Annotated in this window: 24 protein-coding genes; 13 read left to right on the top strand and 11 right to left on the bottom strand. The window is 67.3% G+C overall.

Annotated features, from left to right (window positions below):
• The first annotated feature begins 2 nt into the window (after positions 1 to 2).
• From E2C06_RS11915 to E2C06_RS11900, 4 genes are read left to right on the top strand one after another with little or no spacing between them, the layout of a single operon-like run.
• Entirely contained in the window at positions 3 to 1,259 is a 1,257-nt protein-coding gene (locus tag E2C06_RS11915; RefSeq protein WP_133288832.1) for an efflux RND transporter periplasmic adaptor subunit, read from the top strand.
• 12 nt (positions 1,260 to 1,271) lie between these two features.
• Complete coding sequence (locus E2C06_RS11910) at positions 1,272 to 4,544, top strand: efflux RND transporter permease subunit (RefSeq protein WP_133288831.1); 3,273 nt, start codon at positions 1,272 to 1,274, stop codon at positions 4,542 to 4,544.
• Between the two features lie 16 nt (positions 4,545 to 4,560).
• Positions 4,561 to 5,316: a response regulator transcription factor gene (locus E2C06_RS11905; RefSeq protein ID WP_133288830.1), complete on the top strand. Its 756-nt coding sequence runs from the start codon at positions 4,561 to 4,563 to the stop codon at positions 5,314 to 5,316.
• Positions 5,307 to 6,680 (top strand): sensor histidine kinase, encoded by a 1,374-nt coding sequence (locus E2C06_RS11900; protein WP_241671229.1) that lies wholly within the window; start codon positions 5,307 to 5,309, stop codon positions 6,678 to 6,680. The genes E2C06_RS11905 and E2C06_RS11900 overlap by 10 nt, the downstream gene beginning before the upstream one ends.
• A gap of 34 nt (positions 6,681 to 6,714) precedes the next feature.
• Here the strand turns inward: E2C06_RS11900 and E2C06_RS37510 are convergent, their stop codons facing one another.
• The 5 genes from E2C06_RS37510 to E2C06_RS11880 all read right to left on the bottom strand — a co-directional run bounded on the left by E2C06_RS37510 (position 6,715) and on the right by E2C06_RS11880 (position 10,351).
• Positions 6,715 to 7,086 (bottom strand): hypothetical protein, encoded by a 372-nt coding sequence (locus E2C06_RS37510; protein ID WP_165982340.1) that lies wholly within the window; start codon positions 7,084 to 7,086, stop codon positions 6,715 to 6,717.
• 567 nt (positions 7,087 to 7,653) lie between these two features.
• Complete coding sequence (locus tag E2C06_RS11895) at positions 7,654 to 7,929, bottom strand: 4-fold beta flower protein (protein ID WP_133288829.1); 276 nt, start codon at positions 7,927 to 7,929, stop codon at positions 7,654 to 7,656.
• Positions 7,930 to 7,985: 56 nt separating this feature from the next.
• Positions 7,986 to 8,837 (bottom strand): hypothetical protein, encoded by an 852-nt coding sequence (locus E2C06_RS11890; protein WP_133288828.1) that lies wholly within the window; start codon positions 8,835 to 8,837, stop codon positions 7,986 to 7,988.
• Between the two features lie 24 nt (positions 8,838 to 8,861).
• The gene (locus E2C06_RS11885; protein ID WP_133288827.1) at positions 8,862 to 9,539 is read right to left on the bottom strand and encodes a hypothetical protein; all 678 of its coding nucleotides are present in this window, start codon (positions 9,537 to 9,539) and stop codon (positions 8,862 to 8,864) included.
• The gene (locus tag E2C06_RS11880; protein ID WP_133288826.1) at positions 9,536 to 10,351 is read right to left on the bottom strand and encodes a TIGR04255 family protein; all 816 of its coding nucleotides are present in this window, start codon (positions 10,349 to 10,351) and stop codon (positions 9,536 to 9,538) included. The genes E2C06_RS11885 and E2C06_RS11880 overlap by 4 nt, the downstream gene beginning before the upstream one ends.
• Positions 10,352 to 10,797: 446 nt before the next feature.
• Here E2C06_RS11880 and E2C06_RS11875 point away from each other — a divergent pair, with 446 nt between their 5' ends.
• From E2C06_RS11875 to E2C06_RS11860, 4 genes are all read left to right on the top strand, one after another.
• On the top strand, positions 10,798 to 11,658 hold the full coding sequence (locus E2C06_RS11875) for a helix-turn-helix domain-containing protein (protein WP_133288825.1): 861 nt from the start codon (positions 10,798 to 10,800) through the stop codon (positions 11,656 to 11,658).
• A 1-nt stretch (position 11,659) separates the two neighbouring features.
• On the top strand, positions 11,660 to 12,703 hold the full coding sequence (locus E2C06_RS11870) for an ArsJ-associated glyceraldehyde-3-phosphate dehydrogenase (protein WP_133288824.1): 1,044 nt from the start codon (positions 11,660 to 11,662) through the stop codon (positions 12,701 to 12,703).
• The gene (gene arsJ / locus E2C06_RS11865) at positions 12,700 to 13,929 is read left to right on the top strand and encodes an organoarsenical effux MFS transporter ArsJ (RefSeq protein WP_241671228.1); all 1,230 of its coding nucleotides are present in this window, start codon (positions 12,700 to 12,702) and stop codon (positions 13,927 to 13,929) included. Before E2C06_RS11870 ends, arsJ begins: the two co-directional genes overlap by 4 nt.
• 120 nt (positions 13,930 to 14,049) lie before the next feature.
• The gene (locus E2C06_RS11860) at positions 14,050 to 14,310 is read left to right on the top strand and encodes an ArsR/SmtB family transcription factor (RefSeq protein WP_133288823.1); all 261 of its coding nucleotides are present in this window, start codon (positions 14,050 to 14,052) and stop codon (positions 14,308 to 14,310) included.
• A 21-nt stretch (positions 14,311 to 14,331) separates the two neighbouring features.
• Here E2C06_RS11860 and istB read toward each other — a convergent pair whose 3' ends face one another.
• From istB to E2C06_RS11845, 3 genes are all read right to left on the bottom strand, one after another.
• Positions 14,332 to 15,105, bottom strand: coding sequence for an IS21-like element helper ATPase IstB (gene istB / locus E2C06_RS11855; protein WP_133288822.1), 774 nt, complete (start codon positions 15,103 to 15,105; stop codon positions 14,332 to 14,334).
• Between the two features lie 20 nt (positions 15,106 to 15,125).
• Positions 15,126 to 16,670, bottom strand: a complete 1,545-nt coding sequence (gene istA / locus E2C06_RS11850) for an IS21 family transposase (protein WP_133288821.1) — start codon at positions 16,668 to 16,670, stop codon at positions 15,126 to 15,128.
• Between the two features lie 216 nt (positions 16,671 to 16,886).
• Positions 16,887 to 17,921, bottom strand: a complete 1,035-nt coding sequence (locus E2C06_RS11845; RefSeq protein WP_133288820.1) for a coiled-coil domain-containing protein — start codon at positions 17,919 to 17,921, stop codon at positions 16,887 to 16,889.
• Positions 17,922 to 18,176: 255 nt separating this feature from the next.
• Between E2C06_RS11845 and E2C06_RS11840 the strand changes: the two genes are divergently transcribed.
• The 3 genes from E2C06_RS11840 to E2C06_RS11830 all read left to right on the top strand — a co-directional run bounded on the left by E2C06_RS11840 (position 18,177) and on the right by E2C06_RS11830 (position 19,851).
• Positions 18,177 to 18,899, top strand: a complete 723-nt coding sequence (locus E2C06_RS11840; RefSeq protein WP_133288819.1) for a ParA family protein — start codon at positions 18,177 to 18,179, stop codon at positions 18,897 to 18,899.
• Positions 18,900 to 19,019: 120 nt separating this feature from the next.
• The gene (locus E2C06_RS11835; RefSeq protein WP_133288818.1) at positions 19,020 to 19,301 is read left to right on the top strand and encodes a hypothetical protein; all 282 of its coding nucleotides are present in this window, start codon (positions 19,020 to 19,022) and stop codon (positions 19,299 to 19,301) included.
• Positions 19,302 to 19,605: 304 nt separating this feature from the next.
• Positions 19,606 to 19,851, top strand: a complete 246-nt coding sequence (locus E2C06_RS11830) for a hypothetical protein (RefSeq protein ID WP_133288817.1) — start codon at positions 19,606 to 19,608, stop codon at positions 19,849 to 19,851.
• Between the two features lie 658 nt (positions 19,852 to 20,509).
• Here E2C06_RS11830 and E2C06_RS11825 read toward each other — a convergent pair.
• Entirely contained in the window at positions 20,510 to 21,427 is a 918-nt protein-coding gene (locus tag E2C06_RS11825) for a DUF559 domain-containing protein (protein WP_133288816.1), read from the bottom strand.
• A 66-nt stretch (positions 21,428 to 21,493) separates the two neighbouring features.
• Between E2C06_RS11825 and E2C06_RS11820 the strand changes: the two genes are divergently transcribed.
• On the top strand, positions 21,494 to 21,763 hold the full coding sequence (locus E2C06_RS11820) for a hypothetical protein (RefSeq protein WP_133288815.1): 270 nt from the start codon (positions 21,494 to 21,496) through the stop codon (positions 21,761 to 21,763).
• A 193-nt stretch (positions 21,764 to 21,956) separates the two neighbouring features.
• Positions 21,957 to 22,907 carry a tyrosine-type recombinase/integrase gene (locus E2C06_RS11815; protein WP_133288814.1) on the top strand — a complete coding sequence of 317 codons (951 nt, stop codon included), beginning with the start codon at positions 21,957 to 21,959 and terminating at the stop codon, positions 22,905 to 22,907.
• Positions 22,908 to 23,999: 1,092 nt separating this feature from the next.
• Here E2C06_RS11815 and E2C06_RS11805 read toward each other — a convergent pair.
• Together E2C06_RS11805 and E2C06_RS11800 are read right to left on the bottom strand one after the other, a co-directional pair.
• Positions 24,000 to 25,073: a YihY/virulence factor BrkB family protein gene (locus E2C06_RS11805; RefSeq protein ID WP_133288813.1), complete on the bottom strand. Its 1,074-nt coding sequence runs from the start codon at positions 25,071 to 25,073 to the stop codon at positions 24,000 to 24,002.
• 305 nt (positions 25,074 to 25,378) lie between these two features.
• Positions 25,379 to 25,967 (bottom strand): transposase (locus tag E2C06_RS11800; RefSeq protein ID WP_133288812.1); only part of this gene is annotated, 589 nt, incomplete at its 5' end.

Below are 25,967 nucleotides of genomic sequence, written 5' to 3'. Positions count from 1 at the left end.
CCATGAAATCCGTTCTCATCTTTCTCGCGGGTGCCGTGGTCGGCCTCGGCGGCACCGTGCTGGTACCCGGCGTGCCCGCCACGCTGCGCTCCAGTCTGGGTCTCGCTCCAGCGGTCGAGGTGGCAGCCCCAGCCCGCGCCGCTGAGCCCGCCAACGGCAAGGGTCACGCCCATGGACCGGGGGAGGAACACGGCGACGAGGCCCCCGAGGGCGCCCTCCGCATGACCGAGGAGCAGATCGCGGGCGCCAAAATCGAGGTGGCGGAGGCAGGGCCAGGCACCATCGCACGCCGCGTCTCCCTGCCCGGCACCGTGGCCGCGAACGCCGACCGTCTGGCACACGTCCCGGCCCGGGTGGCGGGCATCGTCACCGCCCTGAACAAGCGGTTGGGCGAGACGGTCGCGGCGGGCGAGGTGCTGGCGGTGGTCGAGAGCGCCGAGATCGCCACCGCGAAAGGCGACTATCTCGCCGCGCTGCGCACCACCGAGCTCGCCCGCGTCACCTTCGAGCGCGAGCAACGGCTGTGGCAGCGCAAGATCTCCGCTGAGCAAGACTTCCTGAAAGCGCGGACCGACTGGCAGGAGGCGCAGATCCGTCTCGACCTCGCCCGCCAGAAGCTGGCCGCCATCGGCCTGGGCCAAGCGGAGATCGAGTCCCTGCCGCGCCAACCCATCGAGGCGCTCCGTCGCCAGGAGGTGCACGCGCCCATCGCAGGACGGATCACAGCCCGTCCCAAGATGCTCGGCGACGCGGTATCGCCTGACGCCGAGGTCTACACCCTGGCCGACTTGTCCACAGTTTGGGTCGAGATGGCGGTGCCGCCGGGCGACCTCACCTTCGTAAAGGAGGGGATGCCGGTGCGCATCCGGAGCGAGGGCGAGGTGCGCGGAGAGGGCCGCATCGTCTTCCTCAGCCCGGTTCTGGACCCGCAGACGCGTTCGGCCCGCGCCGTGGTCGAGGTGCCGAACCCCGAGGGCGCTTTCCGGCCCGGCGGCTTCGCCACGGCTGAGGTCGCCAGTGAGGAACAGCGCGCTGACGTGCTGGTGCCCCGTGGCGCCGTGCAGGAGATCGAAGGCGAGAGCGTAGTTTTCGTGCGCACGCCCGAAGGCTTCGAGAAGCGCGAGGTCGTGCTCGGCCGTGGTGACCAGGATGGAGTCGAAGTGGTCTTCGGCCTCGACCCAGGCGAGCGCTACGCCGCCGCGAACACGTTCGTCCTCAAGGCCGAGCTCGGGAAATCCGAGGCCGAGCATTCGCACTAGGGCCGCCGCACCATGATCGCACGCATTCTCGACTTCTCGGTCCACCAGCGCTGGCTGGTGGTGCTGCTGGTCGCTGCCGCCGCCGCATTTGGCCTACGTTCGCTGCAGTCGCTGCCCATCGACGCGGTACCCGACATCACCAACAACCAAGTGCAGATCAATACCTTGGCGCCCGCCCTCTCACCCTACGAGGTCGAGAAGCAGGTCACCTTCCCGGTCGAGACAGCGCTCGCGGGTATCCGCGGCCTGCAGTCCACGCGCTCGCTCTCACGCAACGGCTTCAGCCAGGTCGTCGCCATTTTCCGCGACGACGCGGACATCTACTACGCCCGCCAGCAGGTGCTGGAGCGGCTGACCGAGGCGCGGGAACTGCTGCCGCCCGGCGCCGAACCGCGCATGGGTCCGATCTCGACCGGGCTCGGCGAAGTCTACATGTGGACCGTCGATTGGGCGCCGCGGAAGCAGGGCGACACCGCGCGCGAAGGCAGGACAGGCTGGCAGGCGGATGGGAGCTACCTGACGCCGGAGGAACAGCGTCTCGCCACGGAGCTGGAGCGCACGGCCTACCTTCGCACCCTGCAGGACTGGGTCATCCGGCCACAGCTTCGCAACGTGCCAGGCGTGGCGGGTGTGGACGCCATCGGCGGCTTCGTGAAGCAGTATCATGTCCAGCCCGACCCGGCCCGGCTCATCGGCCTCGGCCTGTCCTTCGCTGACGTGGCGGAGGCGCTGGAGCGCAACAACGCCAGCCGCGGCGCGGGCTATCTCGAGCGCGGCGGCGAGGGCTACGTCGTCCGCTCCGGCGGACGCTTGGAGACCCTGGACGACATCAGCAACGTGGTGGTGGCGACGCGTGAGGGCGTCCCGGTGCGAGTGCGCGACCTCGCCCGGGTCGAGGTTGGCAAGGAACTGCGGACGGGCAGTGCCAGTGCGGATGGGAAGGAAGCGGTGGTCGGCACCGCACTGATGCTGATCGGCGAGAACAGCCGCACAGTCGCCGCCGCAGTGGATGCCAAGGTCAAGGAGATTGCCCGCAGCCTGCCGCCGGGCGTCCAGCTGCGCACCGTCCTCAACCGCACAGAACTGGTCGACGCGACTATCCACACGGTGGCCAAGAACTTGGCCGAGGGCGCGCTACTGGTCGTGGTGGTACTGTTTCTGCTGCTCGGCAACCTGCGGGCGGCGGTGGTCACCGCCTTGGTCATCCCCGTGACCATGCTGCTGACCGCCACCGGCATGCTGGAGGGTGGGATCAGCGCCAACCTGATGAGCCTCGGCGCCCTCGACTTCGGCCTCATCGTGGACGGTGCCGTCATCATTGCCGAGAACAGCCTGCGCCACCTGGCCGAACGGCAGCACGCGCTCGGGCGCGCCCTTTCCCTGGAGGAGCGCCTCCGGACGGTGGCCGCTTCGGCCCGGGAGATGATCCGACCATCGGTGTTCGGCCAAGCAATCATCATCCTCGTCTACGTGCCGCTGCTCACCTTCCAGAGCGTCGAGGGTAAGATGTTCGCGCCCATGGCGCTGACCGTTATCATTGCACTGGCGGTGGCCTTCGTCCTTTCGCTGACTTTCGTCCCGGCCATGGTCGCCCTGGTGGTCACGGGGAAGGTCCAGGAGAAGGACAACTGGCTGGTGCGAGCCCTCAAGCGCGGCTACGCCCCGGCTTTACGTCTGGCTCTGCGGCGCCCGTTGCCGGTCATCGGCGCCTCGGCGCTACTTTTCCTTGTCTCGCTTTTCCTCGGCTCCCGGCTCGGCTCGGAGTTCATCCCGCAGCTCGACGAGGGCAACATCGCCATGCACGCGTTGCGCATCCCCTCGACGTCACTGACCCAGTCGCAGGCGATGCAGCTCCGGATCGAGGATGCCGTTTCGCGCTTCGCCGAGGTCGCGGTGATCTTCTCGAAGACCGGCACGGCCGAGGTGGCGGCCGACCCGATGCCGGTCAACGTCTCCGATGCCTTCATCATCCTGAAGCCGCGCGACCAATGGCCAGACCCAGCGCTGCCTAAGGAGGAGCTGGTGCGGCGCATCGAGGAGGCCGTGGGAAAACTGCCCGGCAACAACTACGAGTTCACTCAACCCATTCAGATGCGGTTCAACGAGCTGCTGGCGGGCACCCGCGGCGACCTGGCGGTGAAGGTTTTCGGCGAGGAGTTCGGGCCGATGCTCGCAGCCGCCAACCAGGTCGCGGGCATCCTGCGTGGCGTCGCAGGCGCCGAGGATGTCCGGGTGGAGCAGGCGACCGGGCTACCCTTCCTCGAGATCACTGTGGACAAGGGAGAGATCGCCCGGCGCGGGCTCAGCCTGAACGCGGTGCAGGAGGTCATCGGCACCGCCATCGGCGGGCGCGAGGCCGGTTGGGTCTTCGAGGGCGACCGTCGCTTCGCCATCGTCGTCCGGGTGCCGGAGGCGGTGCGCGCCGACTTCGAGGCCCTGCGGAACCTGCCGGTGGCCCTGCCCGGGGAGGCGCGCGCGGGCGGCGCGGCGACGGTGCCGCTCCGGAGCCTCGCCTCCTTCCGCCTGACCGAGGGGCCAAACCAGGTCAGCCGGGAGAACGGTAGGCGCCGCGTCGTGGTCACCGCCAACGTCCGCGGCCGCGACATCGCCTCCGTCGTGGCCGAGGCGCAAGCGCGGGTGGAGCGCGAGGTCCGGCCGCCGCTCGGCTACTTCATCACCTGGGGCGGGCAGTTCGAGAACCTCGATGCGGCGCGCACCCGCCTCATGGTGGTGGTGCCCGGCGTCTTCTTCCTGATCTTCCTCCTGCTCTACACGGCCCTTGGCTCGCCGCGCGACGCCCTGCTGGTGTTCAGCGCGGTACCCCTGGCACTGACGGGTGGCATCGCGCTGCTCTGGTTGCGCGACATGCCGTTGTCGGTCTCGGCGGCGGTCGGCTTCATCGCGCTCTCGGGGGTTGCGGTGCTGAACGGCCTGGTCATGCTGAACCACATCAAGCAGCTGCGCGGCGAGGGCCTGGGCCGGGATGAGGCTATCCGGCAGGGGGCGATGGACCGGCTGCGGCCGGTGGCCATGACGGCGCTGGTCGCCTCGCTCGGCTTCGTGCCGATGGCGATCGCCACCGGGGCGGGTGCCGAGGTCCAGAAGCCGATCGCCACGGTGGTCATCGGCGGCTTGGTCACCGCAACCCTGTTGACGCTGATGGTGCTCCCCGCCCTCTACGCCCGCTTCGGCAGCGCCGACGCACCGCCGGAGGATGCGGGGCTGCGGCCCGTGCCGGAACCCGAGGTCGCCGCGCGAGCGGGCCGTCCCGCCCCGGCCAAATAGGCGAGGGGACGCGGGCATGACCACGGCCGACCCGGCGCCGGTCCTCTCTGGGGAGGGGCGCCACATCCTTGTTGTCGAGGATGACGGGGAGCTGCGTCCGCTGCTCCTGTCCCTGTTGCGCCGGAGTGGCTTCCGGGCGACCGGCGCGCGCAACGGCGTCGAGATGGCCGAGGTGCTGGCGGATGCGGCCGGTGTAGACCTGGTGCTTCTGGACGTCATGCTTCCCGGCCGCTCGGGTTTCGAACTCTGCCGCGACATCCGGGCGCGGGGCGGCCTGCCGGTCATTCTGCTCACCGCACTTGGCGAGGCGTCCGACCGTGTCGTGGGCCTCGAACTCGGCGCCGACGACTACGTCGTGAAACCGCCCGATCCGCGCGAGCTCGTCGCCCGCATCCGCGCCGTACTGCGCCGCAGGGACGGCGAGTGGGCGTCCACCGAGACCGGCGCTCGGGACCGCGCCGCCTTCGGCGGCTGGACGCTCGACACGCGGCGGCGCGAGCTCACCTCGCCGGGCGGCGGGCGGGTCGAATTAACCAGCGGCGAGTACGACCTGCTGCTCGCCTTCGTCGAGCGGCCACAGCGCGTGCTCTCCCGTGACCAATTGCTCGACCTCGCGCGTGGCCGCGCCTTCGGCGGCCTTGGCCGTTCGGTCGACGCCCAGGTCAGCCGCCTGCGCGGCAAGCTCGGCGGTCGACAGGACGAGGTGGCCGGAGTCATCAAAACCCTTCGCGGTGCCGGGTACATGCTTGCCTGCGACGTGGAATGGCGATGACCGCCGCACGGCGGCGCTGGCTGCCGGACACGCTCCTTGTCAGAATCCTCGCTCCCGGCGTGTTCGCCCTCGTGGTTCTGCTGGTGGTGAGCCTTGTCGTGCACGCATCCCTCCTGCGGCAGGCGGCCGAACGGGGGGCGGCCGAGGTCGCGGCCCACCGCGTTGCCGGGGTGGCCGAGGCTATCGCCGCGGTCGCGCGCCCTGATCGCTTCCGCATTGCACAGGCTCTGTCCGCCCCCGACCTCGCACTCTCCTGGGGCGATGCGCCGGACCTGCCGTCGGACCGCGCCAGGGCGGCGCCGGACCTGGCCCATGTCGGCCGCCTGGCCGAGGTGACGAGGGAGATCCGCGTCGCCCCTGGCCTGTCCGATGCCGAGCATGGTGCCCTTCGGAATGTGGCTGTCAGCGTGCAGCTCGTGGACGGCTCCTGGGTGAACGCGCGTGTCCTGGCCGTGTCGCTGATCGCCGCGGACGACGCCGCCTTCCGGGTTGCCGTCGGGACGGTTGCAGCCGCGCTGCTAATTTGCGTTGCCCTCGCCTCGCGTGTCGCGGCGGCGCCGCTGGCCAGGCTGGCGCGAGCGGTTCGGCATTTGCCGCCCGACGGTGACGCGCCGCTGCCTCAGGTGGGCGGGCCCCAGGAGGTGCGCGATGTCACGGAAGCGCTCGACGGAGCCCTGCGCCGGGTCCGCGACCTGTTGCGCCAGCGCTCGCTTGCCCTCGGTGCGCTCTCGCACGACCTCATGTCGCCGCTCGCGCGGCTGAAGCTGCGCGCCGACGAGTTGCCGGACCCTGCCCTCCGCCGGACGGTGCAGCGCGACCTCGCGGAGATGGAGGGTATGGTCGGCGACGTCCTCGCCTACCTGCGCGGCGCGGACGGCGGCGGTGAACCTGTCGTTCCGGTCTCGGTCACGGACCTTGTGCAGGTGGTGGTAGACGAGTTCGCCGAGACCGGCGCAGATGTGGAGGAGCGGCGCCTCGACGAGGCTACGGTGCTGGCGCGGCCGGTGGCCCTGAAGCGCGTCCTTCGCAACCTCGTCGAAAACGCGATCAAGTACGGCGCCAATCCTTGGGTCGAGGTTCTGACGAACCGCTCTGAGGTCGAGGTGCGGGTCGGCGACCACGGTCCCGGCGTGCCGCCGGAGGATCTGGCCCGGGTTTTCGAACCGTTCTTCCGCGGCGACCGAGCGCGCGCGGCGGGCGGCGGCAGCGGCCTCGGCCTGCCGACCGCTAAGGCAATCGCCGAGGCCCACGGGGGAGCGCTGGAACTCGCCAGCGCTCCGGGAGGGGGAACAATCGCCGTTCTCAAGTTGCCTCCCACGTCGGCGGTCACGCCTGCCCAACTGCCGTCAAAGCCGGGCGCCTAGTAGCGTTAGGCGGGTGCCTGGCACGAGGCCGCGCTCAGCGCCCCGGCTGGGGCGCGCCGCGGCCGGGGGCATGCGGCTGCTGGCCACCGCCCTGGGTCGCGTCGAAGTGGGCGGGTGCGGCGTTGGGTGACTGGGTGGCAACGCCGTCCGGGCGGTGCGGCTGCGGGCCGTCGCCTCGAGGGGCGTCGAAATGCGCGGGTGCGCCGCCAGAATGGTTCGACGTGGCGCTCGGGTTGTGCGGCTGCGGGCCGTCTCCACGAGTCGAATCGAAGTGGGGCGCCCGGTCGCGTTGATCCGCGGCCTGAGCCAGGATCTGCAGCCGACCGGCGCTATCGTCCGCGAGGGCGGGCAGGGCGCTTGTGGCCGCTAGTAGCAGTGCGGCAACCAGAGCAACGTGGAGCTTCATCGGTGTATTCTCCTGTGCTGGCTGCCAGGAGGTGACAGCCACGACAGGCAATGATGTCGGTCCGCCATGTCGCGGGAGTGCACGGCGATGCATCCATTTGTTGCAAGACGTGGCCGGGCAGGATGCCGCCGCTTAACGTCCGTGGTGGCCACCAGGGTGATGTCCGCCCGCATGGTGGCCGCCACTATGACGGTGACCACCATGGTGGTGATGCTGGCGCGGCGGTACGTCGTGATGATGGTGCCTGCTGCCGCCCCAGTATCGCGGAGCGGCCGCATAGAGGGCTGGTCCATAGCCTGGGTAGACGGGCGCGCCGCCGTAATATGGCTGGGCGCAGGCTGGACCCGAGGCGAGCAGAACCAATGCGGCAATTGTGGCGGCCCGACGCATGACGGATTTTTTCCCGTTCTGATGCGTCTCATACCTAGGTGGCGAGATCGGCCGCCACATGGCGGCGGTAAGACGCAGATGAGGCGGCGGAGCAATACCTCGCACCAGGATCGCGGTGAACTGCATCGGCAGGGCGGAGGCGGAGCGATCGTGTTTCGCCGCTTATCGGCTGCTGGCTCAGTCGGGGATGTCGGGCTCATCGCCCCATACGGCTGACGCGGCGCCGTGCGCCTGTGCCGACCCGGCGCGGTTTGCCGCCGCGAAAGACGAACTGATGCCTGCGCTGTCGGTGGAGCGGTGAACGAGACGGCCGCCGGTGATAGTTCCGACGTAGCGCCCATTTGGGCCGTAGACCTTGTCGCTCCTGATTCGGCCGACCGCCTTTCCCGAACGGCTATAGACGGTGCCGCCGGAGACTTCGAGCGGCCGCCCGTTCTTCGTGTACAGGCCCATGTTCTCTCCCGACGCAGTTGGACGGCTCTTCAAGGCAGCCGATGCGGAAGGCTTGGCTAGTCGTCACCCATGGCCCTGGCGACTTCCGCCAGCGCGCTGAATTCGTCGAAGGCGGTGAACCTGGTCATCTTGGACGTGTGCTCGAGGGTAACGTCCTTGGCGAGCATCACGTCAGGATCGTCCATGCGCACTCCGTTCACGAGCGGTGCCTTCTTCACCCCGCTGGCCAGGCCCGACAGCTCCTGCAGCAGGTAATCCCTGGTGGCAGGCCGTCGGCACACGATCAGCACCTTGACCCCGTAGACCTCGTCGCCCTGAAGCTCCCTGTCGGGCCTCCAGGCGATGTAGACCCTGTCGACGTCGGTGTGCACCCTGTAGTCCTCGGTGCCGTCCAGCAGCGTCCGGCCGAACGCCTTCTCGACCTTCTTGTGGAACTGCCGCTTGTGCAGGCGGCGGTCCAGTTCGTCGGGCAGCGCAATCCGGGCGTAGTAGCGGGCGATCCAGCCCTGGAACGCCTTGAGCGCGGCCTCCGGCACCTGCATCTCGGCAGGCCGCATCTGCCGGAGCAATGCGCTCGGCAGGATGGCGCGGCGGGAGACATCGACGCGGATGCCGCGCCCTGGCGCATCGCCATCCAGGGGAAGCTGGAGGTAGCGGGTGATCTTGCCCTTGGCCTCGGGAGCCTGCGGGTCGAAGCCCTCGACGAGGCTGACGGCGGCGACCTCGAAGGCAGGCTCCGCTCCCTTGCCGACCAGGGAACAGGTCTGCGTGGCAATCAGGAGCAGGTCCTTGCCCGAGTCGTAGGCCAGGGTGCCCGGCAGGATGCTGGGGTCGGTCGGCTCGCAGAGGCTGCACTGCCGCCAGCAAGCCTCGGCGGCGGCGTCTGCCGCCGGATCCTCGTCCGCCATACGCTAAAGTCCCTGCAAGCCAAGTTATCTGGAGCCCACCTCCAGGTACTCGGACAGCAGATCCGCTGGATGAGGCGCTTCGTAGGATACCGCGCCGCGTGCCCGATCAGAAGAGATGGCGGCGTTCACGGCAGGCCGCAGTGCGTCCATGGCCTGCCGGATCCGATCCGGCTCCAGGACGGGCGCCATCAGCACCTCGTGCAGGGACGAGCCGTCCGGCAGCGTGCGCTTCCAGAAGCGGTGGAACACTCGCAGCGAGCCCTCCTCCTCCCCGTCAAAGGCTCCCACGAGCTGGCGCAGGCGCTCCGCGTTCGCGTGCCCGGCCTCGGCGCCCTTCTTCAGCCAGTCGTAAATCGTCTTGCGCTCGACATCGAGCACGTCCGACAGCGCCGTGATCGGGAAGTCGAGCTTGTTGACCAAGACGTCCGCCATGTCCCTGGCGGTTCGGACGGCCAGCTTGGGCACTGCGGCGACCGGCATCGCCCGAGCCGCCTGCGCTGGAAACGGAGCGGCCACCGAAGGGACGAATGCGGTCGCCAGCTGGAGCGCGGCATTGGCCAGGACCCCGGCGAACCAGTTGGCCGAGGGGCTTCCCCCCTGGAGCTTCGATGAGCTCCCCGCCTGGAGCTTAGCGACACTCGGCGAGAAGACTGTGGGCAGCCTGAGAAGCGCACCGTGGCCCTGCGCGATGACGAGCGTCATTCTTCTCTCCCCCAAATCTCGAACGCATGTGGTGTCGCTGCGGCTTCGAACACCTTCCGCAAAGACAGGTACAATCTTTCGAATTTCCCGCGCAGCGCCACCGGGTCGAGCTCCACCGGCGGCTCGAGCGGGGTGAAGTGGTCGATGTCCAGGATCACGAAGTCCTTGGCGTCGACCTGCGGCATCCAGCCGTTGCTCTGGACGAACGCGCTGGCCAAGTCCGCCGGGAATGATCCTTCCGGCCGCCTCCATGCCTGGAAGCGCAGCGCACCGTGCGGCGTCGCGAAGGAGGCAAGGTAGGCCCCTTCGCGCATCTCGATCGCGCTGTCGCCCATGTCGGCCGCGGCGGTGGGCAGGGCCCAGGGGCGCAGGTACTCGGTGACGGTCTCCGCCATCCCGGCACGCGGCTCCACGAGGTTGATGACGCGCAAGCCGAGGGCGGTGGCGTGGGTGATCCCCATCCCCGGGGTCTCCACGAGCGCGGAGACGGCGTCCCGGAGCCGATCCAGGAACGGGCCGTGCCCCTCGTAGGCCGTGCCCGCATGGACGAGCAGGAAGTCGGGACCGAGGACGACCGCGTAGGCGCGCTCCGGGTCCGCGAACTGCCATAGCTTGTCGAAGACCTGGTTGAACCGGACCCCTTCGGGACCGACCTCGGCCAGCACACCCTGATTCATGTGCTCGTCTACGAGCGGATACCGGTGCCGAATCTGCTCCTGAAAGTTGCCGACGTGCTGCTCCATGTTCAGTAGGCGTGGGAACCGGACGAGGGCGAGGGAGTAACGCAGCGGCGCGAACTTCAGCCGTTCCATCACTTGGCCCTCCTCCGACTATCCATCCGACTATACAAGCCACTAAACAATGGCTCCTGTCTATGCTCCCAACAAAAGTTCCGTGTGAACGGCGGTGCACCTGAACTGGAAAAGGAGAACTTTCAATAGGTTAATCGTTTGAGCTGCGCTGGGCACGCTCCAGTCCGCTCGAATGATCACCGCGACGCTGCTGCCTTTGATGGCGCCACCCGCCTCATACAGACGGCTCCGGCAGGGCCGACCCGGAGTTGCCCAAGGCTTTAGAAAGCCGCCTGAAGCGTCGCCGGGAGGCCGAGGGCGTCGTCGGATGTGCGCACCAGCGTCTCGTCACCCGCCGGTAGTGGCAGGGATTACCGCACCCTGCCGCGGCGGCACTGGGTTGGCGCTGTGAACTGTGACCCAGAACTGTCACGTGCGACATGCGACCTAACGGTTATAGTGGAAGAATGGAATCAAGAGACGCCGCCCTGGTCTTTGGCGCCCTTTCCCAAGAGACCCGCCTCGCCGTCCTACGCCTCCTCCTCTCTGCCGGGCCAAACGGCCTGCCTGCGGGCGAGGTGGCCGAACGCCTGGGCCTGCCGCCTTCGACGGCGTCGTTCCACCTAGGCGCCCTAGAACGGGCCGGGCTGACCCAGTCCACCCGGCAGAGCCGTCAGATCATCCACGCGGTCCGGCTCGCCTCGCTCCGCGAACTGGTCGCCTTCCTGACCGAGACCTGTTGCTCCGGCCAACCCGAGCTCTGTGGCGATATTGCCCGCCTCGGTCCCGCTCCTGTCGTCGAGAGGAAATCCATGACACCGGCCTTCAACGTGCTCTTCCTGTGTACGCGCAACTCCGCGCGCTCCCTGATGGCCGAAGCCATCCTGGACAAGGTGGGAGGGGACCGGTTCCGGGCCTACTCGGCCGGGTCGGACCCGGCGCCGCGGCCCATGCCCGAGGTCGTCGAGAAGCTCCAGGCACTGGGGCACGACGTCTCCGGCCTACGCTGCAAGTCCTGGAACGAGTTCACACATGCCGAGGCGCCGCGCATGGATTTCGTTATCGCCCTCTGCGACACCCTGCGCGGCCAGCACTGCCCGGACTTCGGTGACCACGCCATCACGGCCTCCTGGCCGCTGCCCGGTCCCGCCCAGTTCGCCGGGGGGACCACCGAGCGGGCGCTGCTGCTGAACGAGCTCTACGCGGGCCTGCACCGGCGCATCAGCATCTTCACCAGCCTGCCCATCGCCTCGCTGGACCGGATGTCGCTGCGGCACCGGATAAATGACCTCGGCGAGGCTCCCGTCTCGCTCGACGGGAGCCGCTGAGATGCGCGTCGGTATCAACGGCATGGGCCGCGTCGGCAGGCTGGCGCTCCGCGCGGCCCTGGGCGGCGTCTTCCGAGAGAACGAGGATCCGCGCGCGGGCAGCCGGCTGGACGTCGTCCATGTGAACGAACTTAAGGGCGGCGCCGAGGCAACTGCCCACCTTCTCGAATTCGACAGCATCCACGGCCGCTGGCGCGAGCGGATCGGGGCGGAGAATGACCGCGCCATCACCATCGGCAACCGGCGCATCGGCTTCAGCGCGGAAGCCGCCCCGGCCGAGGTGCCATGGGGCGACCTGGGCTGCGACATCGTTCTGGAATGCACCGGCAAGTTCCTTAAGCAGGAGCAGCTCCGGGGCTACTTCGACCGCGGCGTGAAGCGCGTCATCGTGGCGGCACCGGTCAAGGACGGCTCGGCCCTGAACGTGGTCGTCGGCGTCAATGACGACCGCTACGACCCGAGGGAGCACCGGCTGCTGACCGCCGCCTCCTGTACCACGAACTGCCTTGCCCCGGTGGTGAAGGTGGTCCACGAGGCCATCGGCATCCGGCACGGCCAGATCACCACCATCCACGACCCGACCAACACCAACGTGGTTGTGGACGCCCCGCACAAGGACCTTCGGCGTGCGCGCTCGGCCATGCTGTCCCTCCAGCCGACGACGACCGGCAGCGCCACCGCCATCTCGCTCATCTACCCCGAGCTCAAGGGCCGCCTGAACGGTCACGCCGTCCGGGCGCCGGTGCTGAACGCCTCGCTGACGGACGCCGTCTTCGAGATGCAGCGCGAGACCACCGAGGCCGAAGTCAACGAGCTGTTCCGCGCGGCGGCGGCGGGACCGCTCGCGGGCATCCTCGGCTTCGAGACCCGGCCGCTGGTTTCGGCCGACTACGCCAACGACACCCGCAGCGCGATCGTCGACGGGCCGAGCACCATGGTGACCGACGGCACCCTGCTGAAGGTCTACGCCTGGTACGACAACGAGATGGGCTACGCCTGCCGAATGGTGGACCTGGCCAACATCGTCATCGAACGGGGGACATGATGTCAGGCATCCGCAACTACCTCGTCGTGACCGGCGCCTACTGGGGGTTCACCCTCACGGACGGGGCGCTGCGGATGCTGGTGCTGCTGCACTTCTACCAGCTCGGCTACACGCCGTTCACGCTGGCCTTCCTGTTCCTGCTCTACGAGGCGGCGGGCATCTTCGCCAACTTCGGTGGAGGCTGGCTGGCGGCGCGCTTCGGCATCCCCCGCATGCTCTCCGTCGGTCTCAGCCTGCAGATCTGTGGGCTGCTCATGCTGTCGGCGCTCGACCCGACCTGGGGCGCGGCCATGTCGGTCGCCTGGGTGGTGGCCGCCCAGGGCGTCTCCGGGGTGGCCAAGGACCTGACCAAGACCGCCTCCAAGTCCGCCATCAAGGCGACCTCGCAGCAAGGCGCCGGTCAGCTGTTCCGATGGGTGGCTTGGTTCACCGGCTCCAAGAATGCCATGAAGGGCTTCGGCTTCTTCGTGGGCGGTGCCCTACTGCAGTTCGTCGGGTTCCGCCCGGCGCTCTGGCTGCTGGTGGCCCTGCTGGCCGCCGTTCTGACAAGCGTACTGCTGTCGCTGCCACGTGAGCTGGGCAAGGCCAAGGCGTCGAAGAGCTTCAAAGAGCTCATGGCGAAGAGCCGGGGCGTGAACCTGCTGGCGGGGGCCCGGATCTTCATGTTCGGGTCCCGCGACGTCTGGTTCGTCGTGGGCCTGCCGGTGTTCCTCTACGGCCAGGGCTGGCACTACGTCGGGGTCTCGACCTTCCTTGCCGCCTGGACCATCGGGTACGGCGGGGTGCAGGCACTGGCGCCGTCGGTTGTCCGCCGCAGCGAGGACGGGCTGTCGCGGGAGATCCCCGAGGCGCGGCTCTGGGCCGCTGCCCTGACCGCGATCCCGGCCGCCATCGCCCTCCTGCTGGCCACCGGCGGCGTCGGGCGCCCGGATGTGGTCGTGGTCGTCGGCCTGGCGGTGTTCGGCTTCGCCTTCGCGGTCAACTCATCCCTCCACAGCTACCTGATCCTAGCCTACGCAGGCTCGGAGAAGGCCGCTGAGGACGTCGGCTTCTACTACGCCGCCAATGCGGCAGGGCGGCTGTTCGGCATCCTGCTGTCCGGCATCCTGACCCAGTGGGGCGGCCTGCAGGCATGCCTCTGGGGTTCGGCGGCAATGCTGGCAACCTGCATGGCGCTGACCTTCATGCTGCCCTTGCAGGCACAGGAACGCTCGGTGCCGGTCTGACCGGGCTTCGGTCCAATCAGCGCAGCCACGCCGGGTGCGACATTTCGATGAATGCCGTTGAATCCAACCGGCGGGCCACCCACCCTACGACCAACATCAAAATGTCGTAGGGACAGCCAGATGGATTCAAAGCAGGCCGTCGCGGCGCTCGGGGCCTTGGCCCAGGATTCGAGACTGCAGGTCTTCCGCCTCCTGGTCGAGCAGGGGCCGGATGGGCTCCCCGCGGGCGTCATCGCTGAACGGCTGGGCATTCCGCCGTCGTCGCTGACCTTCCACCTGCAGCAGCTCCTGCATGCGGGGCTGGTTGCGTATTCCACGCATCGTGGGCAGCCGTTCCACGCGATCGTGGGCGCGAATTCCACGCCATCGCGGGCAGGCTGATCTGCCGACGCGATGATGGAGTCAGGCCTTCTGGCCGGCGTCAAGCGCTTCGCTGGCCGGCGTCCGCTTGGCGCGCAATTTCCGCATGCTCTCCCCCTTCAGCTCGATCCGATGGGCGTTGTGGACGAGGCGGTCCAGGATGGCATCCGCCAGGGTTGGGCTGCCGATCACCTCGTGCCACGCCTCGATCGGCGCCTGGCTGGTGACGATGGTGGAGCCGCGGCCGTGGCGGTCCTCGAGGATCTCAAGCACGTCCTCCCGCTCGGCCTGGGTCAGGACGGCCAGGCCCCAGTCGTCGAGGATCAGGAGGTCGACCCGGGCCAACGCCTTGAGCATGCGGGCGTGGCGTCCATCGGCACGAGACAGGGCCAGCGCCTCGAACAGCCGCGGGATGCGGTGGTAGAGCACGCGCCGGCCGTCGCGGCAGGCCTTGTGGCCGAGGGCGCAGGCCAGCCAACTCTTGCCGACCCCGGTCGGGCCGGTGATCAGGACGCCCTCGTGGCGGTCCAGCCAGGTGCCGGCGGCCAGGCGCTGGAACAGCGCCCGGTCGAGGCCGCGCGGGGCGCGCAGGTCGACATCCTCGATGCTGGCGTCGTGCCGGAGCGCGGCGAACTTCAGCCGCGTTGCCATGCGCCGGCTCTCGCGCTCAGCGGCCTCGCGGTCGACCAGCAGGCCGAGCCGCTCCTCGAAACCAAGGGCGACGATGTCGGGGGAGCGGCGCTGATCGTCCAGTGCCTTGGCCATGCCGGTCAGGCCGAGCGCGATCAGCTGCTCCTGGGTGGGGTGGGCGAGCATGGGGTCCTCTCTGCTGCGGGTCAGTGGAAGTAGCCCCCGCCACGGATGTTGCCGTGCGGCGGGGGAGGCCGCCGCTCCATCTCCTCCTCCAGGAAGGCCCGCTCGAGGCCGTTCTGCAGAATGGAGCGGATCGAGGCCACCGAGCGCGCCCGGATGCTGGCGCCGCGCCCGCAGGCGGCGTCGAGCCGGGCGGCTCCATAGGTCCTGGCCAAGGCCAGGATGCCGAGGCAGGTGCGGAAGCCCTGCTCGGGATGCGGGCGCGCCGCCATCACCGCCTCGCACAGCGCCACCGTCGCAGGGCCGATCCGGGCCGCCTCCTCCAGCAGCCGGGCGGGCGTCCAATGAGCGTGCCGGCGATGCGCACTCGGCATGTGCTCGGGTACGGTGCTGTGCCCGCGCCGATGCAGCGCCCGCGGGTGGCTGGCCACCCGCTCGCCGCGGTGGAAGGCCTCCACCGTGCCCTCGGCCACCCGCACGTCCAGCAACTGCCGGATCAGCCGGAACGGCACCGAGTACCAGTGGCCCTCGACCTCGACGTGGTAGTCCGGCCCGACCCGGCAGCGTTTCCACCGCGCGAAGGCATAGGGTCGCTCCGGCAGGTCGTGCAGCGCCGGCACATCGAGCGCGGCGAACAGCTCCGCCCGGCTGGCGCCGAAGCCGCGCATGATCCGGGCGTTCAGGTCGGCGGTCAGCGTGGTGATCGCGCCGTTCAGTTCGGCCAGGGAGAAGAACCGGGCATTGCGCAGCCGGGCCAGGATCCAGCGCTCGGCCAGCAGCACCGACTGCTCGACCTTCGCCTTGTCGCGCGGCTTGCCCGGCCGCGCCGGCAGGATGGTGGTGCCGTAGTGCTCGGCCAGTTCCAGATAGGAGCGGTTCAGCCCGGGCTCGTACCGGTCGGCGCTGATCACTGCCGACTTCAGGTTATCGCAGACCACGAACTTCGGCACCCCGCCGAGCGCCGCGAACAGGCTGACATGCGCCCCAATCCAGTCCGCCAGCCCCTCGCTGGCCCGGGCCTCCGCGAAGATCAGGTTGGAGGCGCCCATCGTCGCCACGAACAGCCGCGCCTGCCACACCACCCCGCTGTCCGGGTCGGTGACGCCGATGCTGTCGCCGGCGAAGTCGACGAAGACCTTCTCGCCGCCCACATGGCTCTGGCGCATGCGCGGCGACAGGCGGGATTTCCAGGCCTCGTAGGCCTCGCAGAACCAGGAATAGCCAAAGCCCTCCGGGTGCCGCGCCCGGTATTCCTGCCACAGCAGCGCCCGCGTCACGCCGCGGCGACGCAGTTCCCGCTCCACCTCCGCCCAGTCCGGCACAGGCCGGCTGGCGACCGTCTCGGTCGCCGGCGGTCCCGGGAACAGCCGCCGCTCGAGCTCGGTGTCGGTCAGCCCCTCCGGCAACGGCCAGGACAACCCAGCCGCCCGGGCCCGGCTCAGGTAGGACCCGATCGCCCCCTTGCTGATGCCCAGCGCGGCGACCATGGCGCGCTCGCTCAGCCGGGCCTCGTACTTCAGCCGCAACACGTCTCGGATCCGGCGCATCGACAATCTCTCGGTTGGCATCCAGCGGACCTCGTCAGGGACGAAGCCGCCTTAGCCCGCTCAGACTGTCGCCAGACCAGCGCTGGGCACCCCTTCTCAGGTGCCCGCGATCCCGTGGAATCGCTGCCCGCCTTGCCGTGGAAACCCTGCCCACGATCCCGTGGAATCAGTGCCCGCGATCACCTGGAATACGCAGGATGACGGGCGAAATTGGCCAAAGTCGAGCTGAGAGGGTGTTTAGCTATGTGCCGCGACGGCCGTTGCCGGCTGCAGTGCTCGCAGTTGCTCCTCGAGTGCCGTGGCGCGGCCTGCCGCCTCCCCTGCCCGGCTGAGGGCCTCGCGCGTTACCGTTTCCGCTTCCGCCTGCTGCCGCTTTGCGGCTTCCAAGTCGGCGAGGAGGCGCGTTACCTCGCCCTGGTGTTTCGCTAGCTCCTGCTGGATGCGATTGACCTCTTCCCGATGCGCTGCCTGAGCGTTTGTCGCTTGCTGCCGGGCAGTAGCAGCATCGGCCTGATGCGCTGCCCGCGCCTTGTCGATCTGCTGCTGCGCTCTAGTGAGATCGGCGGAAAGGCGGCTGACCTCCGTGTTCCTTGCCGTCTCGGAGCGCTCCAGCGCCGTGCGGAGGTGCGCCACTTCATCCCGCATGGCGGCTGTTTGGGCCTCAGCTGCAGCCCGCGCCTCGGCCGCGGCTTGAGCCGCCCGCCCAAAACCTTCCAGCTCGCCTTGTAGATCGGCGGCCTGCGCCTCCGCCTGTTGCGCACGATCCAGGGCTTGGCGCTCTCGCTCCGTCAGGCCGGCGATCTGGACGCGAGCCTCGCCAACCTCGGCTTCCAGAGTGGCTATCGCTTCCCCTCGCCGGTTCAATTCCGCCTCCGTCGCGCCCACACTTGCCTCTGCTAGGTCCAGTTCGCCACTGATGCGCAGCTGGGACGCCTGGAGATCGTCTGTGATGCGCCGGTATGTCGCATCTGCATCCTCTCGCGCATGGCGGTGGATCGTGCAGACAATCGTATCCAGATCCGATGCGAGGCTGCTCCGCGCCGCGGCTACGAGCTCGAGCACGGGAGCTGGCAGGCTGACAGTGTGGGCCGGTTCGGCCTGAGCTGGCGGAGCCGTATCCCCTTGGGCCGTCCAGACGGCCAGCAAACGGCGCGGGTTGCCGCGATCGCCAACCTCACGGCGGATCGACCAGCCGTTGATCTCCTCTCCACGGGCGCGAACTCGGCGCGCGGCTTCCAATACCTCTACGTCCGTCACGAGCGCAGGCCTCATGGGTAACTAGCTCCGTAAGTTAGTTCGTTTGTCCGAACCAACTTACAAACCAACAAACTAACAAATTGCTAGCCGCAGATTGCTCCCCCCCCTCCCCTCCTGCGCCGCGCCCGGGATAGTAGATGCTTTCGCACGCTAGCGGAGATAGCTAGCTAGCGTCCGCTTTCGGCGCTTGCGTATGCTAGCAGGAGTAGCATACAGAGGTGGGGTTCGGGTACGCCGCTAGAGGCGCTAGCAGAGCTATCGGGGGTTAGCATGGGCAGCATCGTTACGATTGCCACGAGCAAAGGAGGAGGTGGGAAGACCGCTCTCACAACCCTTCTTGCCGCCAATCTGGCGCCGCGCCTCCGGATCAGCGTCACGGACGCGGACCGAAATGCCTCCTTCGCTACTTGGTACAAGCTGGGCTACGAAGGGGCAGCCATAACGTGCCAAACGGAGATCCGGCACGTCGAGGTCGTGGACATGCTGCAGGCTCAGGCTGAAACCCACGACCTAGCCCTGTGCGACACCGCCGGATTTGAGAACCAAACGGCTGCCATGGCGATTGCCACAAGCGATGCAGTCCTGATTCCCTGCATGGCGGATCGGGGCACGGCGCGTGAGGCAATCAAAACGGCCAAGCAGGTGATTGCTTGTGGCAAATCGGCCCGTCGCGCCATCCCTTACTACCTCGTGCCTATAGCGTGGAATCCGCGAGGCCTGGCGGAGCGCGCCACGCTCGAGGATCTAGCTGAGGCGGAGGCCGGGCTCGGTATCAAGCTCCCGATGCTCAAGCAGCACATCTCCAGCTCGGCCGAGATCAAGAAAATGTCCTACACGGGCCGGGTGCCGCTTGGGGGAACGATCGGCCTGGAAGCTGATCGGCTGATCGCTGAGCTGACCACCCTCGGTGTGGTGCCAGCAAAGTCGGCTTACCCGGCAGGCATACCAGTCCAACCCGACCTACTGGACGCCAAGCAGGACGCGGCCGGATAGCGCCGATTATCCCTCATAGCTCAGCGAGCATACGATAGCGGCGCTAGCGCCGATAACGGGAGTAGCGTTATGGCTGCAGGATTGAAACGGAAACCCACTGGGCTGGAATTAGCTGGAGCGTTGGCCGAGGTCACCGGAGATCTCCCGGCGACCACCGCAGTCCGCACCGAACCTGAGCGGGGCGCGGAACGTCGCCAGGTGCCTGCTTCGGCGGCAGCGCGGGTGGAACTGGTGCAAATCAATTTCCGGGCCAGCAAGGACTTGGCGAAGCTGATCTCCAGGCTTTCGGCCGAGCGTGGCAGCACACGCCGCCTGTTCGCTCAGCTGCTCCAAAACGACGGGCACGAGGTGCCGGCGGCCGACCTCAATCCACCAGACACCCGTAGGCGTTACGACGACTAGCAACGCTAGCATCTGATAGCTTCGCTAATGTGCGATAGCAGGGCGAGCGCCGTTAGCGGCAGATAGCCAAACTAGCGGGTCATAAAGGCCGAGGGGCCGAACAAGGACACGGGTGAGGTCCGCGCTATGGAGGGGGCCGCAGGGCGCGGCTAACGCAATTGCCTTCAATCGGGTGGCCCTGGGATTCCCGGTGTCGAGCATTCCAGTGTTCCCCTGGCCGCAGCACCCCGGCTACTCGACGGCCGAGGGGCAGGATCTGAACGAAAGCGCCCGCGCGGCCGGTGATGATCCGAACGATTAGTGGGTGGCGGAAGCGCCCGTCGACCTGCTGCAGATGTCCGAGATCTGGATTTCGCCCAGCATAGCCAACCCGAAGCTCAAGCGATCAGACGCCTATCTGCTCGACGTACAGCAGATGTCTAAGGTGTGTCGGGCGGTTCCCAGCACCTACATCCTTCCAAGCTGGATGCCGCAGGCCCAGGCGGCGCGTCTCGGAGCGAGGACAGGCACCCGCGTTCTACAGCCCCGCGGCGGCCTGGTGCGGGATTGAGATCGATGGGTGCTGCAGCGGATCGTAAACCATCCTCACGGCAGGATTGGGATCCAATCTTTCCGGCGATAGGACAGCTTATGCGACGTTCACGAGCGAACCAGCCCTCCGGCACTCCTGGCGTGGGGTTGCTCGCGGTCCTCTGTCTGGCTCTGGCTGGGCCCGCTGTTGCAGATTTATCGGCCGATCCCGGACTAGCTGCGGTTGTGGATCAGTTCACAGCACGGTTCGCGCGTCGCCTGGGGGCCGACGGCAAGCAGGGACGGGTTTACTTCGCCGCTTCGTATGACGATGCCAAGCCCAGACTCACACCGGACGGGGAGGCGATCTGCCGCGACCTTGCCGCCAACGCATTCCGTCGTGGTGAGACGCTCGGAGAGGTTAGGGGAGCGGCGTGTCAGGACGGCAAGGGTGGTTGGGTTCTGCTGGCCAATCCGCTGCCGCGCTAGCCTTTGCTAACAATGCTAGCGCAGGCTAGCAAAAGCTAGTCCGGTGCCTTGGCTAGCCCCTTGGACAGCATTGTCGCTCCGATCTGCCCAAGCGCCTGCCGGCGGTCCGTCACCAAGGTCAGCGCGAAGGACAAGGACAAATATCGGTGCTAGCACCTATAGCAGAGCTAGCTTCGCTAGCTGGCGCCCTTTGTGTGATGGGCCGGAGCTCACGTCGGTTTCTTCCGATGTGGCGGCCCAACGAGGTCGATGTTCTCCTGGATCCACCGTTGAGGTCGGCGCTTTGCGATGCCGGCCTCGACCAACAACTCCTCGGCTAGTCGGCTGAGGGCACCGCTGAGGTCGTCTATGCACGCATCGAGGTCGCGCACGATCTCCCGCCCGGTGAAGCGCAGGACATGGATTCCGTTCGTCAGTAAGCGACGGTCCCGGCTCCGGTCGCGGGCGGCTTGGTCGGCAGTGCGCTCGTGGTAATCGTGACCGTCGCATTCCACAGCGAGCGTCCGGAAGGAGCCTTCGAGGCAGACTTTGAACAGGAAGTCGGCCCGATACTCGGCAACAGTGATCTGAGGGGCGAAGTTTGTGCCCCACTCAGGATCAAAGCGGGTCTCCGGACTGAACGAGAACTGGATGTTGTTGTAGCCGTCGTTCCCGGACAGCACGACCCCAGCGCCGAACATCGCCTCAATCGGACTCTCGACCATCTCCGTCACCAGGAAGAGATCGCAGCTGATGCCGTCGAACTTCCTATTCAGTCGCCGGCTCGCCTCCGCCTGCCACTGCTCTCTTTCCTCGGCGCTGCGATCAGCGGTCGGCCAAGCCTTGGCATCCGCCTCAAAATCCGCCTCAGCCTTGTCGGCGAGCTGCGAGTAGAAGCGCTGCGCAGGGTCTGGGCAGTGGAAGCCAGCCTTGCGGATAAGCCGCTCCGCTTCCAACACGGCTGCCCGCACATCGCCGGGTCGAAACTTGAGGCCTGGAATCCTCTGCATGGCGCCCTCTCGTCGTAGGCCAAAGTCTACCTTGAATTCCAATGCGCTAAATGCCGGTTTGGACTGAATAAGCGGCTTTCGTCCCGCGCGCCGGGGAATGATTGTGGCACGCCCGGCTAACACGCTATAATAAGCCATGATCACATCTAGGTCTGACCCAAGAGGTCGCTAGTCGTCACCGAAGCGGGGCAGTAGGGCAGGGGCATGTGTGACCCCACCCGACAGGCTGAGCGGCTACTGGCTATTCGCCTCCGCTACACAATCAACACCCATTTGGAGGACCGGGCCGTTACCACGCCAGCGGCGATCGGCGTGGCGGTTGGGCTGCCCGCGGCCGAGGCTGTCGGCCTGCTGACCCGCCGGCAGTGGCGCGCAGGTGACGTTGCCGCCCTGCAGGCCGTGGCCGGGCGGCTCAGGCTGGAGGTTGTGTTGCCGGACACCGAGCTCTTGCGCGGAAAGGGGCGGGCCCAGTGAGGGCCCAAGCCGCCCTTGCGCCAACGCTGGCGACAGCCAAGGCGGCCGGCATGCGCCTGCTCCGGCCGCATTTCGGCTGCTGCTTTCCGCCCAAGTAGCACTTGGATTAAGGCTCCATAACCGCCCTTCTGGAGCCTGTTGACCACCTGCCACAAAGCGTGCCCCAATCCTGACAAGCCGCTGAGATTGCCCGATGTCCGAACTCGCCTTGCTGTCCGACGCCGAGGTCGCCCGCGCCGCTGGCTACGCCCGCCATGCGCTCGCGCCGGCAACACTCACCGCCTACGCCGCCGACTGGGCCGACTTCGAGGCGTGGTGCCGGAGCCGCGGCGTATCAGCGCTGCCGGCCGCGCCGACGACGGTGGCGGCCTACTTGGCCGCCCTGGCCACCACCCACGCCGGCGCCACCCTGCGCCGCCGCCTCGCCGCCATCGGACGCGCCCACTGCATGGCGGGCCAGCCCTGGTCGGGCTCGCACCCGGCGATCCGCGACACCCTCGCCGGCATAGCCCGCCAGCACGGTGTGCCACAGCGCCGCGCCGCGGCGATCGGCACCGCCGAGATCCGCCGCCTCGTCGCCACCTGCAGCGACGGCCTCACCGGCACGCGGGACAAGGCCTTGTTGCTGCTGGGCTTCGCGGCGGCGCTGCGTCGATCCGAGCTGGTCGCGGTGCAACGCGAGCACCTGACCGTCACACCCGAGGGGCTGCGCCTGCTGATCCCGCGCGCCAAGGCCGACCAGCAGGGCAGGGGGGCCGAGCTTGGCCTGCCGCGCGGCCGCAAAGCCGAGACCTGCCCGGTGCGCGCGGTGGAGGCTTGGCTGCAGGCCAGCGACTGCCGCTACGGCCCGGTGTTCCGCAAGATCGACCGCTGGGGCACCGTGGAGACCGCCGCCCTGCACCCCTACGCCCTGCCGCGGATCCTGCGGCGGCGGCTGGCGCTGGCCGGGATCAAGGCGTCAGGGCTCGAGCGGCTGTCGCTGCACGGGCTCAGGGCCGGGTTCATCACCGAGGCCTACAAGGCCGGGGTGCGCGATGAGGCCATCATGGAGCACTCCCGCCACCGCGACATCCGCACCATGCGCAGCTATGTCCGCCGCGCCAAGCTCGTCGGCGAGAGCCCGGCCGGACTGGTCGGGCTCTAGCCATTCCTCCTTCACAGGATCGAAAAGGTGTTCGGCACTTGGAAACGGAGCTACGGCTTGCGCCGAATGCGGTGGTTCGGCCTCACCAAGGCGGGGCTGCAGGTACGGCTCGCAGCCATAAGTGCTTAGTTAGCGCTAATCGAGTTCGCTATTGAGTCGCAGGTGAGCTTCTCCGCCCGCAATCAGACTCACTTTGTGCTGAAAACGGTGTGTGTTTGCCCCTTTTGATAAGCCGACCCGAACAGGTCAATAACTGAAATCCTACCTCCTTCTGCATGGTCTTATCAGAAAAAAATGTAGTTTCTACCTCTTTGCTTGGAAGAGCGAAGGCAAGGCTTGAAACAAAAATAGTTGAAACAAATGTGAAGGCCGGCAGAGTGCGCATCGAATGTCTCCTGATCCACATGCTGTGGCAGCTATCAAAAGCGGAATTTCAAAACGGGTCGTCCACTCCGGATGTTATGAGTCTGACGCCGCAGCCCGCAGGACGCTGTGTTCATCGTCACAGTCAGTGTGCTGCACGGATCGCTGGTTTGGGCATGCTGAGCAGCTTCCCTCTGACGAAGTCGGTCTTCTGACCGGCACACAACAGCAACCAACCTGCCGTATTGACGTTTGAGTGGCGTATCGTCCAAAGCTGCCCTGAGGCCGTCATGCGGAATGTCACGCTCTTCGCCTTCGGTATCGCCATCTTGATGAGCCCCGCTCTCGCTCAGACGCCAAGCGACACGAACTCGCGCCGACCTCTTCCTGAGGCACCACGGGCTGTTTCTGGCCAAGCTTCGTCTAGGGCTTCGCAGGCAGGCTCCAGATCAGAGTCGCCCGGACTGCTAATCGATCAGGGTCCCGTTTCGCCTGAGACAAACCAAGCCCACAGGGGAGGCGGGGTTGTCCTGGAAGGTGCGCCCGGCGCTCCGGCGCCGGTGCCCCAGCCCACGCCATCGCACGATACACCGTCGCCCCGGTGACACAGAGGTTCGGCAGCGGGCTGTACGCCGGTCATCAGGATTTGCACGCGCTCTCGGCGCTTTTCGTGTTTGGTTCCGACTTGCCTAAGTCGGATCTGAAGGGCAGGGCCGTATAGTCGGCTCCTCAGTCGCGGTATGGCATTAAGCGGCGTCTGCGTGCCGCCCGCGACCGACGCTCCACCATGCGCTGTACGATCCCGGTGACGACGAACGGAAGCAGGACAACAAGAAGCTGCAGGATGGCATTTGGTGCGCGCTTCGGCGCTGACGCAGATTGAAGCTGCAACCTGCGTCGCTCGGGATCCTGGGCGAGCACCGCATCAGCCGGCTTCGCCGGAACCGGTACCACCTGCTTGCTCCCGTTGAGGTTAGCCCAGGCTCGGGTGAACTCAGCTCCGGCCAGGAAGATAAGCGCTGAGTAGTAGAGCCATACCAGCACGATGATGACCGCGCTCGCCGCGCCGAAGCCGGCGGCGACATCGCTGCTTCCGATATAGATAGCGATGAGAGTCTTGCCGACAGTGAACAGGACGGCGGTCGTGAAGGCTCCAATGAGGACGTCGCGCCAGGCGAGTTTTCGATCTGGCAGCACCTTGTAGATCGCCGCGAACAGCAGCGTCAGAACGCCAATGGTCACCGCGATGCTCAGCACCAAGGCGAGCAACTCACCGCCTGGGAAGACGGCCTCCAGCCAGGAGCCGAATGCTGCGATGGCCGCGCTGACCGCGAGGGAGGCGATCAGGATGAAGCCCGTCGTCGCCACCAGGCCGAGCGCCGCAGCCTTCGCCTTTACCAAGCGCGAGACGGTCTCGGTAATTGAGCCGGCTTCTGGAACCTCGGTCTTCCAGACGGCATTCAGCGCATTCTGTAGAGCACTGAAGGCGCCGCCGGCGGTGAGCAGCAAGGTGCCGAGGCCGATTGCCAGTGCCCAGCCGCCGCGCGCATGACCCATCGCGCCTTCGGCCAGCCGGCCGACTTCGCGCGCCGCTTGGTCGCCCAGCATGCTGGTCATCTGGGCGGTGATGGCGTCATCGACTTGGTCGCGACCGAAGACGAAGCCGGCGATGCCAGTGGCAATAAACAGCAGCGGCCCGATCGAGAACAAGGTGAAGTAGGCAATGCCAGCAGCCCGGGTCAAAGCGTCGTCGGCGACAAAGCCCTCTCCAGTGTCCTTCAGCAATGTCCAAATCCGGCTCATGGCATAGCACCCATGATGAACATGGCTATGGAACGGTTTGCCGAGGGAGCAGTTTCCTTGAACTTGTGATGCTCTCGTAGACGCATACGTTCTACGCGCTTGCCGCAGCCTGAGCCCGCTTGATGCGATAGATTTTATTTAAAAAGAACCATCACAATTTGACATGTGTTTGGCTGCTTAGCGAAGAAGTAAGGCGTCTTCGGTCATTTAAAGCGATCTCTAATTGACGTTGGCCATCCCGGTGTAGGGGAGCATGGGGCGGCTTTTTTTTGCGCGCTACGCAGTCGCTAAGAAGCTGTACGCGATTAAACCCCTTGCTGCGCCTGGGCTTGGGCGACGAGACGGCGTGCGATGATGGAGATCATCGCAATCCAGATGTGCCCGGCAAAGAGATCCGCGGCGCGGTCGTACACGATATTGAGCCTGCGGTAGCGGCTGAGCCAGGCGAATAGCCGCTCGACGACCCACCTGATCCCGTTTGGCAGAAAGCGCCCGTCGCGTGTGCCACCGGGCGAGATCGCAACATGGATGTCGTGCTCGATCGCTGCGGCGGCGAAGGGCGCGCCTTTGAAGCCGCTATCGCCGAGCAGGTCACCTTCGAAGCCGAGCGCGGCCAGCCGCGGCAGCATGGGCAGGACACCCGCGCGGTCGTCCGTGTTGGCCGGCTGCAGTTCAAGATCGAGCAGTGACCCATGCTTGTCGCAGACCGCGAACAGCTTCACGCCTTTGACCAGCTTGCCACCATCGATGCCGCGTACCCAGGCGGTCGGGGCCGACCGCAGGGAGCGGCTGTCGGCCACCACCGCCGAGGGCAGCAACTCGTCGCCGCAGGCCAGCCGCCAATCGAGCGCGAGACGTTGACCCAGCCGTCGCCACAGGCCCAGGCGGGTCCAG

The sequence above is a fragment of the Dankookia rubra genome, assembly GCF_004355005.1.
Classification (GTDB): domain Bacteria; phylum Pseudomonadota; class Alphaproteobacteria; order Acetobacterales; family Acetobacteraceae; genus Paracraurococcus; species Paracraurococcus ruber_A.
Note: the sequence above shows the minus strand (reverse complement) of the source record. Positions and strands in the feature narration are given on the sequence as shown.

Excerpts from the sequence above, each read along its gene's own strand:
- E2C06_RS11915 (WP_133288832.1), top strand. The coding sequence starts at position 3 with ATGAAATCCGTTCTCATCTTTCTCGCGGGTGCCGTGGTCGGCCTCGGC.
- E2C06_RS11910 (WP_133288831.1), top strand. The coding sequence starts at position 1,272 with ATGATCGCACGCATTCTCGACTTCTCGGTCCACCAGCGCTGGCTGGTG.
- E2C06_RS11905 (WP_133288830.1), top strand. The coding sequence starts at position 4,561 with ATGACCACGGCCGACCCGGCGCCGGTCCTCTCTGGGGAGGGGCGCCAC.
- E2C06_RS11900 (WP_241671229.1), top strand. The coding sequence starts at position 5,307 with ATGGCGATGACCGCCGCACGGCGGCGCTGGCTGCCGGACACGCTCCTT.
- E2C06_RS37510 (WP_165982340.1), bottom strand. The coding sequence starts at position 7,086 with ATGAAGCTCCACGTTGCTCTGGTTGCCGCACTGCTACTAGCGGCCACA.
- E2C06_RS11895 (WP_133288829.1), bottom strand. The coding sequence starts at position 7,929 with ATGGGCCTGTACACGAAGAACGGGCGGCCGCTCGAAGTCTCCGGCGGC.
- E2C06_RS11890 (WP_133288828.1), bottom strand. The coding sequence starts at position 8,837 with ATGGCGGACGAGGATCCGGCGGCAGACGCCGCCGCCGAGGCTTGCTGG.
- E2C06_RS11885 (WP_133288827.1), bottom strand. The coding sequence starts at position 9,539 with ATGACGCTCGTCATCGCGCAGGGCCACGGTGCGCTTCTCAGGCTGCCC.
- E2C06_RS11880 (WP_133288826.1), bottom strand. The coding sequence starts at position 10,351 with ATGGAACGGCTGAAGTTCGCGCCGCTGCGTTACTCCCTCGCCCTCGTC.
- E2C06_RS11875 (WP_133288825.1), top strand. The coding sequence starts at position 10,798 with ATGGAATCAAGAGACGCCGCCCTGGTCTTTGGCGCCCTTTCCCAAGAG.
- E2C06_RS11870 (WP_133288824.1), top strand. The coding sequence starts at position 11,660 with ATGCGCGTCGGTATCAACGGCATGGGCCGCGTCGGCAGGCTGGCGCTC.
- arsJ (WP_241671228.1), top strand. The coding sequence starts at position 12,700 with ATGATGTCAGGCATCCGCAACTACCTCGTCGTGACCGGCGCCTACTGG.
- E2C06_RS11860 (WP_133288823.1), top strand. The coding sequence starts at position 14,050 with ATGGATTCAAAGCAGGCCGTCGCGGCGCTCGGGGCCTTGGCCCAGGAT.
- istB (WP_133288822.1), bottom strand. The coding sequence starts at position 15,105 with ATGCTCGCCCACCCCACCCAGGAGCAGCTGATCGCGCTCGGCCTGACC.
- istA (WP_133288821.1), bottom strand. The coding sequence starts at position 16,670 with ATGCCAACCGAGAGATTGTCGATGCGCCGGATCCGAGACGTGTTGCGG.
- E2C06_RS11845 (WP_133288820.1), bottom strand. The coding sequence starts at position 17,921 with ATGAGGCCTGCGCTCGTGACGGACGTAGAGGTATTGGAAGCCGCGCGC.
- E2C06_RS11840 (WP_133288819.1), top strand. The coding sequence starts at position 18,177 with ATGGGCAGCATCGTTACGATTGCCACGAGCAAAGGAGGAGGTGGGAAG.
- E2C06_RS11825 (WP_133288816.1), bottom strand. The coding sequence starts at position 21,427 with ATGGCTTATTATAGCGTGTTAGCCGGGCGTGCCACAATCATTCCCCGG.
- E2C06_RS11820 (WP_133288815.1), top strand. The coding sequence starts at position 21,494 with ATGTGTGACCCCACCCGACAGGCTGAGCGGCTACTGGCTATTCGCCTC.
- E2C06_RS11815 (WP_133288814.1), top strand. The coding sequence starts at position 21,957 with ATGTCCGAACTCGCCTTGCTGTCCGACGCCGAGGTCGCCCGCGCCGCT.
- E2C06_RS11805 (WP_133288813.1), bottom strand. The coding sequence starts at position 25,073 with ATGAGCCGGATTTGGACATTGCTGAAGGACACTGGAGAGGGCTTTGTC.